The sequence below is a fragment of the Rhizobium pantanalense genome (assembly GCF_030182525.1).
Classification (GTDB): domain Bacteria; phylum Pseudomonadota; class Alphaproteobacteria; order Rhizobiales; family Rhizobiaceae; genus Rhizobium.
This window is the reverse complement of the sequence record NZ_JAQJCH010000001.1, coordinates 797,040-809,477: the sequence shown is the minus strand read 5'-3', so window position 1 is coordinate 809,477 and position 12,438 is coordinate 797,040. Positions and strand designations below refer to the sequence as shown.

Sequence of the window (12,438 nt, the reverse complement as noted above, 5' to 3'; positions counted from 1 at the left end):
TAAAATTGCAGAAGCTTCAGCCTATGGCTGCCGCATAGGCGCCCGGTGAGACACCGAAATTGCGGACGAAGAGGCGCGTCATATGGCTCTGATCTGAAAAACCGCTGGCAAAGGCCGCTTCCGCAAGGGACGTGCCCGCCACAATCAGCCGGCGCGCTTCGTGAATGCGGCGCTGCATGAGGTAGGCATGAGGCGTCAGTCCCGTCGCCTTGGCGAAGGCACGCAGGAAACGAAAGTGACTCAAGCCACACAATTCTGCCAGTTGGGCAAGGGTCAGGGGCGCAGCGGGATCGTCATCGATCAGCTCGCGCGCCCTGTTGATATCAGCGGGAACGGCATCCTCACACAAGCCGGCCGCCCCTTCGCGCATCACCCCGGCAAGAAGCGACAGCAGCAGCCCCTCCCGCAGGAGAAGTTTCTCAGCCGCGTCTTCGATCAGAAGCGAAAACAGGGTTCTGAAATGCCCGGCCATCCCCCCGTCGCGGATGACAGGCAACGGGAACTCCACCGCACCGAACTTGCCTTCGCCGACATCGCGCAACAGATCGCCGATCAGCCGGGGATCGAAATAGAGCATGGACCACGCACGGCTTTCGCCGATGGGCATGCCGTCATGTACCTCGTTCGGGTTAACGCTGATGACGTCGCCGGCCTCTGCCTGCACCATCCCTCGCCCGCTAAGCGATCTCTGCGCGCCGGCCTCGATGACACCGATGCCGAACTGGTCATGCGTGTGCTTGGGGAAGCTATGGCCGGTTTCGGCCCGAACTGCCTTGATGCCGGCAAGGCGAGAACGATATATCCTGAATTCACCGGACTTCATCGCTGGTGCCTCTCATTCCGCCTGTTCGCTATATCAGCTATGGCGTCCCATACGAGCGACAATGTTGCGCACCAGCAGTCGGGATACAAGGCTCAAGCGCCTTCCGCTGCCTTTTCATCCTCGGCCGTCACCAATGCTGCCTGCGTATTGCCGGCAACGGCGGTCGGCAGCGGCGTGCCGCGCTTGCGCTCCCGCGCCAATGTCAGCAGACCGGAAAAGATGATGAGGACGATGCCGACGGCCATCGGCATATCGATGCTGTCGTTGAACAGCAGATAGCCGAAGGCGATTGCCCAGAGCATCTGACTATATTGCGGCGGCGCAACCAGATTGGCAGGCGCCATCTGCGCGGCCGTCAAGAGCAGGACGCTGCCGCACGCGCCAAGCAGGCCATAGCTTGCGAGGAATATCCACTGCGTCGGCGTCGGCATGGTGACTTCGGACAGCATGAGGAGACCGCTGACGATAAGCGTTCCGAAAAGACCTGCCCCATAGAGCGAAATACGCTTCTCCTTCGAGCCGAGCGCGCGGTTGACGACGATGGAGATCGCCGCCGCAAGACCGCCGATCGCCGCGCAGAGATGACCGACCGAGAGCTCGCGAAAACCCGGACGCAGGACGATCAATACGCCGACAAAACCGAGGATGACCGCCGTCCAGCGCTGCCAGCGAACATCCTCCTTGAGAAAGATCACCGAAAGAATGGTGACAAAGGATGGCAGCAGGAACAGCAACGCAAAGGCTTCCGCCATCGGCAGCTTGGTAAAGGCAATGACGGAGGAGATGGCGCCCGTCGCGCCGCAGACGAAACGTAACAGCCACAAGGGACGGTTCGACGTCCTCACCATGTCAAGCCACTCGTCCTCCCGCTTCTTCAGGAAAGGCACGGCGGCAAAGCCGAATAGCGCGCCGATGAAAGCGACTTGATAGGAGGGGATCACCCCATGCAGGATCTTGATCGAGGCATCGCTGAAGGCGAAGACGGCATAGGACGCGAATGCCACGAGGACACCACGCAGGGCGGAGCGGCCCGCGGCTGCGGAACTGGAATCGGCTGTAATCGAGGACATCGGAATCTTCAGAAAGTGCGATGGGAGGACACTGAATCGGGGAGATACAGGCAGTTGTATGATGAAATGGACCGAATTTCGATCGGGTTGGGGATAAACTATTGTTTCAACCTACAGCCATAACTGTGCGTATCATCAAAATGCAGGCAAACCGAGCCTCTCAAGCTGATTTTTAGGAACACGTCCATCGTTCGTATATGAGAAGGCCGTAACCTTCAAAGCTGCATCGTCAACTTGGCACTTGAAGGCAACTCGATACCAACCTTTTGAGGTCGGAACCGCTACCCCGTCGGCCGAGACACCAATATCACTCAGCATAGTGGGCGAGAATGCCGAATTGACATAATTTGGCGCGTTAAATTCATGCCCAAATTGAGCTAGAGCTTCACTGCGGCAAAGATACGAAACACGTTCTCTACGTGGCATCTTCTTCCAGGCATCATAATTGCTCTTGGACAGGCGAGCCATCTCGACGTCTGAGTAAAGCTTTTTCGCGCGGACAGTCATCTTCGTCGTGTCTGATTTAGGCTGCGCTTCAGTGACCAATGCAGTGCCGCCAGTCGGATTACCTTGGATGCCCGAAGCGGATTGGTCTTGAGAATTTTGCTGAGAGGGAGAGGGCTTTACCGTCGGAACGACAATCTGTGGCGGATCTTTTGTTTCATTCTTGACCTGCTCTGCAGGAGCCTGCTGCTTCAGGTCGGATGACGCCGCCTGCGGCGGCTGTACTTGAAAATCCGAAGGCTCTTTGGTCGTAAGAACGTCGGGCGCCGATGATAGGGCCTTGGTGGTCGAGTCGCTTGCCGGCGGCTCAGCCGCATTTGTCACCTGGTCTTTGGCATCAGTCCGCTGCTGGGTATCTTGCGCCTGTTGCGCTGCCTGCGCTTGAGCAGCCGCCTCAGTGGCTGCCTGTTGCTCGGCCGCAGCATTGTTTGGTTGCATCGGAGGTGTATTGTTTCGCTGCGCCGAGGTGTCGGCCTGTTGTGTTGTGGTCGGATTCTTCTGATCGCCGTTCATGTCTGGAACAGGTACATCTACGACAGAGGGCAGCTGTTCCACCTTCTCGACAGGCTTGTCAGCGCCGGGATCATCCGGTTTGGGTTCCGACTTCGCCTGCTCTACCGGCTTATCGGCCTTGGCCTCATCCGGCTTGGATGCGGGCTTCTCCGCCTGCTTCTTGCCGTTGGGATCGGATTGCTTTGGCGGCTGTTCGTCCGCCTTCTTTCCCTCCGGCTGCTGCGGCGTGTCCTGGGCTTGAGCCATCTCCTGGGCTGGCTTCTCGTCAGGTCTTGGCGTCGGCTTGGGAGGCTGGTCGGGCTTTTCATTCTCCTTCGTCGCAAGCTCCTGTTTTTCCTCCTGTTGCGGCACGAGCTCGACATTGACGCTCTGCTCGGGCTTTGCCTCCGGCGGCGCGGGAAATAGCGGCAGCAGAAAAATCGCGACAAACAGGACGTGCAGAAGGATCGACAGGACAAAGCCCGGCCTTATCTCCCTATCCCGTTTTTCCGCAACCTTTTCCATCGTTCAGCGGAAAGCTCGCGAAGCGAAAGCAATCAGGCGAAAACAACGCATCGATTCATTCGATCCTTATCGGCAAACAGATCAGAAGACTTTCCGGTCGCTGACATATGGTACCCGACCACGCATCGCGAAAGAGGCATCTATCGAAATCGAACTTGTCAGGCCTCCGCGCGATCCGCAATGGCGCAAAAACAAACCTGCGTGATCGCGCTTCGCCCAGGCGGTCGTATCCACGTCAGAAGAACTCATCCAGTAGCTGATAATATGCCATCTTTTCTTCTTGCGGCTCAAAATCGCCGTAGGCTTTCAAAAACTCCGCAAGCAATTCCTCTCCGAAATTGTGCGCGATGCTGCCGCAGGCAAGCGCAATATCCTGATGGCGATCAGCTACGCCGAGACGACCGCAATCGATATAGCCGCTGAATTTTGGACCATCGGCCATGAAATTCGGAAGGCAGGCATCTCCGTGGGTGACGACCAGATCCTCTGTGGGCGGCCTCGTCTCCGCGAGCTCGCGGAAAAGATCCTCCGCCGTCCTTCCCAACCGGGTCTCATCGAAGTCGTCCTCATCGACGCGGCCGGCAAGCAAGTGTGCCTTTGCCGTGCCGATCCTGCTCTCCAGCCGATGATCGAAGGGGCAAGCAGCGATATCGACAGCGTGCAAACGCCGCAAAGCATCCGCCAAAAGCTGTACCCGCTCGAGCGGCTGCACCCTCTCGGCGCTGACGAGATCGCTGCCGGGAAGAGCGCTCATCAAAAGCCATTCGCGTTCGCCGTCGGTCTCGTAGGCAATGACTTCCGGGCAGGCAAGGCCGTGCGAGGCCAGCCATCGCAGCCTGGCAACCTCGCCTGCCAATTCACCCAAAGCATCGGCCAGCTCGGTCTTGAGATAGACCGGCGCGCGTCCATCGGCCTCAAGCCGGAAGACATGGGCCGAGGAGCGGCCAAGCCCATCCTGCCGCCATTCGTATCCGGCCAACGCATCGCGGAGCCGGATTGGGATAGATGTTTCCATGAATTGCGGCTTGCTCGCCATGATCACCCCTTTGATCTTGATATCGCCAACGAAAAGCCCGGCTCGCTTTCGCGAACCGGGCCATATTTTGTAAACTGCCGATGTCGGCTTGCGCCAGACCTCAACTGTCGAGGAAGCTTCTGAGCTTGCGGCTGCGGCTCGGATGCTTAAGCTTGCGCAGCGCCTTGGCTTCGATCTGACGGATACGCTCGCGCGTCACCGAGAACTGCTGGCCGACTTCTTCCAGCGTATGGTCGGTGTTCATGCCGATGCCGAAGCGCATGCGCAGCACACGCTCTTCGCGCGGCGTGAGCGATGCCAGAACGCGGGTCGTCGTCTCACGCAGGTTCGCCTGGATGGCGGCGTCGATCGGCAGAAGCGCGTTCTTGTCCTCGATGAAATCGCCGAGATGCGAATCTTCTTCGTCACCCACCGGGGTTTCGAGCGAGATCGGCTCCTTGGCGATCTTCAGCACCTTGCGCACCTTTTCAAGCGGCATGGCGAGCTTTTCGGCCAGTTCTTCCGGCGTCGGCTCGCGGCCGATTTCGTGCAGCATCTGGCGCGACGTGCGGACGATCTTGTTGATCGTTTCGATCATGTGCACCGGAATACGGATGGTGCGGGCCTGGTCGGCGATCGAACGGGTGATCGCCTGACGAATCCACCAGGTGGCGTAGGTCGAGAACTTGTAGCCGCGACGATATTCGAACTTATCGACCGCTTTCATCAGGCCGATATTGCCTTCCTGAATAAGGTCGAGGAACTGCAGGCCGCGGTTGGTGTACTTCTTGGCGATGGAGATGACGAGGCGCAGGTTGGCTTCGACCATTTCCTTCTTGGCGATACGCGCTTCGCGCTCGCCCTTCTGCACCATGTGAACGATGCGGCGGAATTCCGAGATCGAAATACCGGTTTCGGTCGCAAGGTTCTGAATTTCCTGGCGAATGTCGCGGATCGTGGTGTTTTCGCTCTTGGCGAATTCCTTCCAGCCACGTGCGGCCAGATTTCCGATCGACTTCATCCAGTTCGGATCGAGTTCGGCGCCCTGATACTGTTCCAGGAAGCTGTCGCGCTTGACGCCATAGGATTCGGCAAGGCGCAACAAGCGGCCTTCGTTCTGCACGAGGCGCTTGTTGATGTCGTAGAGCTGCTCGACGAGGGCGTCGATGCGGTTCTGGTTCAGCGACAGAGACTTGACCGACTTGACCAGCTCATCCTTGAGCTCCTTGTAGCGGCGCTCCTGCGCCGAAGAGAGTGTACCTGAAGCCGACAGGCGCTGTTCGACCTGCTGGTCCTGCAGCTTGCGCAGCTTCTTGTAGGTTTCCGCGATGATGTCGAGCGTCGTCATCACCTGCGGACGAAGCTCGGCTTCCATCGCGGCGAGAGAGAGGTTGGATTCGTCCTCGTCCTCTTCCTCCTCCTCGATGGGGAGGCCTTCGCCGCCGACATTGGTGATGTCGTCGTCGCCGGAGGGAGAGCGGCCGCGGCGCGCCTTTTCCTTCTCTTCGGCGGCCTTGCGGTCAGCCTCGATCTTCTCGGGGCTCTGGAACTGCGGTGCAGCCTTGGCCTCGGGACCGGAATAGGTGGTTTCGAGGTCGATGATCTCGCGCAGCAGCGTCGTGCCTTCGTTGAGTTCGTCGCGCCAGATAATCAGCGCCTGGAACGTCAACGGGCTCTCACAGAGGCCACCGATCATGGTTTCGCGGCCGGCCTCGATGCGCTTGGCAATCGCGATTTCGCCTTCGCGCGACAGAAGCTCGACGGAACCCATTTCGCGCAGATACATGCGCACCGGGTCGTCCGTGCGGTCGGTCGGCTCTTTCTTCTTGGCGGTGGCGAGCGCAGAACCCGTGGAGGGAGCGAGTTCGCCGCCCTCGCTGTCGTCATCGCCGCCGGCATCGTCGTCATCGCTGGCCGCAGCGCCGGCCTCTTCGACGTCTTCGTCCTCGATGACGTTGATGCCCATGTCCGAAAGCATGGCCATCGTATCTTCGATCTGTTCGGACGTCACTTCTTCGGACGGAAGAACGGCGTTGAGCTCGTCCATCGTCACGTAGCCGCGCTTCTTCGCGGCCTTGATCATCTTCTTGACCGCATCGTCGGAAAGATCGAGAAGGGGGCCGTCGGAGGTGCCGTCGCGCTCGACTTCAGCTTCTTCGTTCTCTTTGACCTTTGTTGCCATCTTTATATCGTCGCTTTCCCTGACGCTGCAAACTTACACGCGGTGAAACAATCACACTGACTGGCGCGCCCTGCACCAGCCGCGACTCACCGACGAACACCTAACGGAATGACCTTTAATGCCCGATTAACCACGATCACCACCACCGGAGTGCAAAGCTGGATTGCGTTTGGATTTCCGGCCATGATATCAGGTGATCCGCTTGATCCAGTTTTACCGTTCTTTCCGAAGTCAAACGGTGATTCCTAGAATTTTAGTTCTCGTCAAGCTTTTCCAGCAAAAAAGCCCGTTAAATGCGCGAAAAAGCCTTATCCACAGGCTCCGCACGCAGCGATTTAATGTTTCCCGTATTTAGGAAGTCCCCACGCGATGACAAGAGCATCCTGAGCAAAGCTTCACATTTCCAGCATCGGCAGGTATTACCGAGGCCGGAAGTGTGTCCGAATGGCATCAATTCCAGTCCATCACGACCTTGCCGGAATTGCCTGAGCGCATCGCTTCGAAGCCATCGCGAAAATCATCGATGCCGATACGATGAGTGATGAGGGGCGATACATCGAGACCGCCTTGCACGAAGGCGATAATCTTGTACCAGGTCTCGAACATCTCGCGGCCATAGATGCCCTTCAGGTTCAGCATCTTGAAGATGACCTTGTTCCAGTCGATCTCGAAGCCGGCCGGCGCGATGCCGAGAATGGCGATCTTGCCGCCATTGTTCATCTTGTCGATCATGTCGCGAAAGGCGGGCGCCGCACCCGACATTTCCAGCCCGACATCGAAACCCTCGGTCATGCCAATGGACTTCATCACATCGGCAAGGTTTTCCTTGGAAGCGTCGACGACATGATCGATGCCGACCTTGCGGGCAAGCGCCAGCCGGGTGGGATTGATATCGGTGATGACGACCTTGCGCGCACCGGAGCGCTTGGCGACCATGGCCCCCATGATGCCGATCGGCCCCGCGCCGGTCACCAGCACATCTTCGCCCACCAGATCAAAAGAAAGCGCCGTATGGACGGCATTGCCGAAGGGATCGAAGATCGCGGCGATTTCATCCGGAATATCGTCGGGGATCGGCACGACGTTGGATTCCGGAATGCAGACGAACTCACCGAAGGAGCCGGGACGGTTGACACCGACGCCGAGCGTGTTGCGGCAGAGATGGCCCCTGCCCGCCCGGCAATTGCGACACTTGCCGCAGACGATGTGGCCTTCGCCCGAGACGCGCTCGCCGACGTGATACTTCGTGACCGCCGAACCGATTTCGGCAATCTCGCCACAGAATTCGTGGCCGACCACCATCGGAACGGGAATGGTTTTTTGCGCCCATTGATCCCAGTTCCAAATATGGACATCCGTGCCGCAGATCGCTGACTTTTTGACCCGGATCAGGACATCGTTCGGCCCGACGTCCGGAACCGGCACATGCTCCATCCATAGCCCGACTTCCGGCTTGGATTTGACCAACGCTTTCATCATGTTCGACATTCGCATCTTCCTTTGGCTTTCGCCGGCCCAATTCCCCTTCTCCCCGGCGGGGAGAAGGTGCCCGAAAGGGCGGATGAGGGGGCTACGCGGCCCACCATCAATTGCTCTTCATGCTATTCAGAGCGTCGCTTCGCTCCTCCCCCTCATCTGTCCTTCGGACATCTTCTCCCCAAGGGGAGAAGGGGGCAACTACGTCAAATAATCCCAAGCTCCCTGCCCGCTTCGGCAAAGGCTGCCATCGCCTTTTCAACATCGGCCTTCGAATGGGCGGCTGACATCTGCGTGCGGATGCGCGCCTGCCCCTTGGGCACCACGGGGAAGGAAAAACCGATGACGTAGACGCCCTTCTGCAGCATGAGTGCCGCCATGTCCTGCGCGAGCTTTGCGTCGCCGAGCATGACCGGGATGATCGGGTGATCGGCGCCAGCGAGCGTGAAGCCGAGCTTGGTCATCTCACGCCGGAAAAGTTCGGCATTGCCTTGAAGGCGCGCACGCAAGTCGGAGCCGTTCTCGATCAGATCGAAGACCTTTAGCGAGGCAGCGGCGATGACGGGCGCCAAGGTGTTCGAGAAGAGATAGGGACGCGAGCGCTGCCGAAGCCATTCGACAATCTCGCCTCTCGCCGACGTATAGCCCCCGGACGCGCCGCCGAGCGCCTTGCCGAGCGTGCCGGTTATGATATCCACCCGGCCTTCGACACCGCAATATTCGGCCGACCCGCGGCCATGTGCGCCGACGAAGCCAACTGCGTGGCTGTCGTCGACCATGACCATCGCGCCATATTTCTCTGCCAGGTCGCAGACGCCGCCCAGATTGGCGATGATGCCGTCCATGGAGAAGACGCCGTCGGTCGCGATCAGCTTGAAGCGGCTGCCTTCGGCCTTCTTCAGCTCTTCTTCCAGGGCCGCCATATCGTTGTTGGCGTAGCGGAAGCGCTTGGCCTTTGAGAGCCTTACACCGTCGATGATCGAGGCGTGATTAAGGGCATCCGAGATGATGGCATCTTCTTCCGAAAGCAGTGTTTCGAACAGCCCGCCATTCGCATCGAAGCAGGAGGAATAGAGGATCGTCGCCTCCATGCCGAGAAAGGCCGAGATCCGTGCCTCGAGCTGCTTATGCTCCTCCTGCGTTCCGCAGATGAAACGTACCGAGGCCATGCCGTAGCCATAGCGATCGAGCGCCTTCTTCGCGGCTTCCGCGAGCTCCTCGTTATCGGCAAGTCCCAGATAGTTGTTGGCGCAGAAATTGAGGACGCGTGCGCCACCCAGCACGGCGATTTCGCCAGCCTGTTTGGAGGTGATAACGCGCTCGGCCTTATAGAGGCCGGCTTCTTTCAGACCGAGAAGCTCGTTGCGCAAATGGGATATGAACGCTGAAGTCATGGTCGCATTCCGATGCTGGTCAAAGGGCCTAATTCATCAAGGAATAACATAGGATCCGGCCTGTTGCTGCATTCGGCAGCGGCAAAAATGCGCAACGCGGTGACGTCCGCGCGACAGGCAACAGTTTCGACAGGATCTGTCGAAGCAGAGGGAAATCACGCAACTTTCCAGCCAGACCTCATTGGTGACTATCGCAAAAATTACTTGACTCAGTCCAATATTCCACGGCAGATTGGCGTTACTCTGAAAATAAGGGAGAGCCATGAGCATATTCCATAGATTCTCCCTCGCAGGACGGGTTGCCCTCATCACCGGAGGCGGACGCGGGCTCGGATTCGAAATGGCAAAGGCTCTCGCCGATGCCGACGCTCACGTCATCATCAACGGGCGGACTGCGGCGACATTGAATACGTCCGTCGGGATCATCCAGGCGAGAGGTGGCTCCGCCGAAGCCGCCGCCTTCGACATTTCCGATCGCGACGCTCAGCATGCAGCAATAAACGACATCGAAAAAAATCACGGCCGGCTCGACATATTGATCAACAACGTCGGTGCCCGCGACAGACGCCCGCTGGCCGACTTCGACGACGAGGCGATCCTCGCCTTGCTTAACACGGATCTCGCCGCCTCGATCATGCTCTCCCGCGATGCCGCACGCCTGATGAAACGAAACAATCATGGGCGGCTGATCTCGGTCACTTCGATCAGCGGGCAGGTCGTCATGCCAGGTGACTGTGTCTATCCCGCCGCAAAGCAGGGGCTGACAGGGCTTATGCGCAGCATGGCTGTGGAATTTGGCCCTCACGGCATCACAAGCAACGCCATCGCGCCAGGTTGGTTCGCGACGGAAACGAACGCGGCCATGGTCGCGAACGAAGACCTGATCCCCATCGTGCGCCAGCGCATCCCCGTTCAGCGCTGGGGACGTCCCGACGAGATTGCGGGTGCCGCGCTGTTCCTCGCCAGCGACGCAGCTTCTTTCGTTAACGGCCACGTCCTGACCGTCGATGGCGGAATGACGGTGCGCATGTAGCGTGTCGGCAGCCGGGCTTCGATAACGGCATCAACACGTCACCAGTTAGCGAATTCCGAAATCACGGCAAGGAACGCGTCTCCATAGCGGTCCAGCTTCGATTGCCCGACCCCCGATATCCCCAGAAGATCTCGGTGATTCCTGGGCCGCTCTGTCGCAAAGGCGATCAGCGTCGTATCCGGAAAAACGACGTAAGGCGGCACGCCCAACTCCTTGGCGATCCGGGTGCGCTCGGCCCGCAGCGCATCGAACAGCGCCTGTGTCTCGCCGGCAAGCCCGTGTGCCTGCTTCTCCGGTCGTCCCGCCTTCTTGCCGCGACGGCCCGTTTCGGGCCGGTCCTTGCGGAAAAAGACCTGCCGCTCGCGCTTGAAGACGGCCCTCGCCTGTTCCTGGAGCTTCATGGCACCGAAGGCCGTGTGGTCGATGCTGATAAAGCCGTTCGCCAGCAATTGCCGGAAGATCGATTGCCATGTGCGGGAGGGAATATCCTTGCCTGCGCCGAAAACAGGCATGTCGACGTGGCCGAAGCGCTCGGTCTTCTCGTTGACCGTTCCCATCAGCACATCGATGACATGGCCGGTGCCGAAACGCTCGCCGGTCCGATAGACGGCCGCAAGCGCCTTGATGGCCGCTTCCGTCCCGTCCCAGGTCTCGACAGGCTTGAGGCAGGTATCGCAATTGCCGCAACCGCCGCCATGCGCCTCACCGAAATGCGCGAGGATCGACTGCCGCCGGCAGCCCGCCGTCTCGCAGATCGCAAGCAAAGCATTGAGCTTCGCACGTTCCACCCGCTTGATTTCCTCGGATGCGGCGCCCTCGTCGATCATCCGCCCGCGCTGGATGACATCGGCCATGCCATAGGCCATCCAGGCATTGGAGGGTAACCCATCGCGCCCTGCGCGGCCCGTCTCCTGATAATAGGCCTCCACCGAACCCGGCAGATCGAGATGCGCGACGTAGCGCACATTCGGCTTGTCGATACCCATGCCGAAGGCGACCGTCGCCACCAGGCAAAGGTCCTCTTCCTTCAGGAAAGCATCCTGATTGGCATCGCGAAGCGCCCGGTCCATGCCGGCATGATAAGGAAGCGCGCGGATGCCCTGCCCGTTCAGCCACTCCGCCGTGTCCTCGACCTTGGCACGCGAGAGACAATAGACGATACCGCTGTCACCGCGATGGCCGTCGAGAAAGCGGAGCAATTGCTGGCGCGGCTGATCGCGCTCGACAATCTCGTAGGTGATGTTCGGGCGATCGAAACTGGTGGTGAAGACCTTGGCATCGCCGAGCGCCAGCCGCTCTATGATGTCGTCGCGGGTATGCGGATCGGCCGTTGCCGTCAGCGCGATGCGCGGCACGCCGGGAAAAAGCTCGGCAAGTCTGCCGAGATCGCGATATTCCGGCCTGAAATCATGGCCCCATTGGGAGACGCAATGCGCCTCGTCAATCGCAAAAAGCGCGATCTTCGCTCTGCCGAGCATCTGGCAGAAGCCTTCCGTCGCAATGCGTTCCGGCGTCACATAGAGCAGATCGAGCTTGCCGGCGGAAATGGCGCGATAGACATCACTGGCCTCCTCGCGCGACAGGGAGGAGTTCAAGGCTGCGGCCCGGATGCCGAGCTGCTTCATCGCCTCCACCTGATCGCGCATCAAGGCGATCAGCGGCGAGACGACGATGCCGATACCATCGCGGCAAAGCGCGGGGATCTGGAAGCATAGCGACTTGCCGGCACCAGTCGGAAACAGCACGACCGCATCGCCGCCGGAAACGACATGCTCGACCACCTGCTGTTGCTTGCCGCGAAAGGCGGAATAGCCATAAACACGCTTCAGGACATCAAGCGGCGCCGGCGCACCGGTATGCTCACCGAACAAAGCGTCGTCTACGGAAAATCGCGGCTCTTGTCTTTCAGGCTGAGGCATCTATT

9 protein-coding genes are annotated in these 12,438 nt (G+C 59.3%); 1 reads left to right on the top strand and 8 read right to left on the bottom strand.

What is annotated here, in order from left to right; genetic code table 11:
- Nucleotides 1-16: 16 nt before the first annotated feature.
- From PH558_RS03845 to PH558_RS03815, 7 genes are all read right to left on the bottom strand, one after another.
- Entirely contained in the window at nucleotides 17-823 is an 807-nt protein-coding gene (locus PH558_RS03845) for an AraC family transcriptional regulator (RefSeq protein WP_285202274.1), read from the bottom strand.
- A gap of 92 nt (nucleotides 824-915) precedes the next feature.
- Nucleotides 916-1,893 carry a DMT family transporter gene (locus PH558_RS03840; RefSeq protein WP_113408096.1) on the bottom strand — a complete coding sequence of 326 codons (978 nt, stop codon included), beginning with the start codon at nucleotides 1,891-1,893 and terminating at the stop codon, nucleotides 916-918.
- A 135-nt stretch (nucleotides 1,894-2,028) separates the two neighbouring features.
- The gene (locus PH558_RS03835; RefSeq protein WP_285202272.1) at nucleotides 2,029-3,414 is read right to left on the bottom strand and encodes a DUF930 domain-containing protein; all 1,386 of its coding nucleotides are present in this window, start codon (nucleotides 3,412-3,414) and stop codon (nucleotides 2,029-2,031) included.
- Between the two features lie 235 nt (nucleotides 3,415-3,649).
- Nucleotides 3,650-4,429 carry an APH(3')-II family aminoglycoside O-phosphotransferase gene (locus tag PH558_RS03830; protein ID WP_285202270.1) on the bottom strand — a complete coding sequence of 260 codons (780 nt, stop codon included), beginning with the start codon at nucleotides 4,427-4,429 and terminating at the stop codon, nucleotides 3,650-3,652.
- A gap of 121 nt (nucleotides 4,430-4,550) precedes the next feature.
- Nucleotides 4,551-6,611, bottom strand: coding sequence for an RNA polymerase sigma factor RpoD (gene rpoD, locus PH558_RS03825; protein ID WP_095435359.1), 2,061 nt, complete (start codon nucleotides 6,609-6,611; stop codon nucleotides 4,551-4,553).
- 450 nt (nucleotides 6,612-7,061) lie between these two features.
- On the bottom strand, nucleotides 7,062-8,099 hold the full coding sequence (tdh, locus tag PH558_RS03820; RefSeq protein ID WP_285202269.1) for an L-threonine 3-dehydrogenase: 1,038 nt from the start codon (nucleotides 8,097-8,099) through the stop codon (nucleotides 7,062-7,064).
- Nucleotides 8,100-8,293: 194 nt separating this feature from the next.
- Entirely contained in the window at nucleotides 8,294-9,481 is a 1,188-nt protein-coding gene (locus PH558_RS03815; RefSeq protein WP_285202268.1) for a glycine C-acetyltransferase, read from the bottom strand.
- 262 nt (nucleotides 9,482-9,743) lie between these two features.
- Between PH558_RS03815 and PH558_RS03810 the strand changes: the two genes are divergently transcribed.
- Entirely contained in the window at nucleotides 9,744-10,514 is a 771-nt protein-coding gene (locus tag PH558_RS03810; protein WP_285202267.1) for an SDR family oxidoreductase, read from the top strand.
- Between the two features lie 38 nt (nucleotides 10,515-10,552).
- On the opposite strand, the gene recQ is transcribed toward PH558_RS03810, so the two are convergent.
- A complete protein-coding gene (gene recQ / locus PH558_RS03805; RefSeq protein ID WP_285202263.1) occupies nucleotides 10,553-12,433 on the bottom strand; it encodes a DNA helicase RecQ in 1,881 nt (626 codons plus the stop codon).
- Nucleotides 12,434-12,438 lie beyond the last annotated feature (5 nt).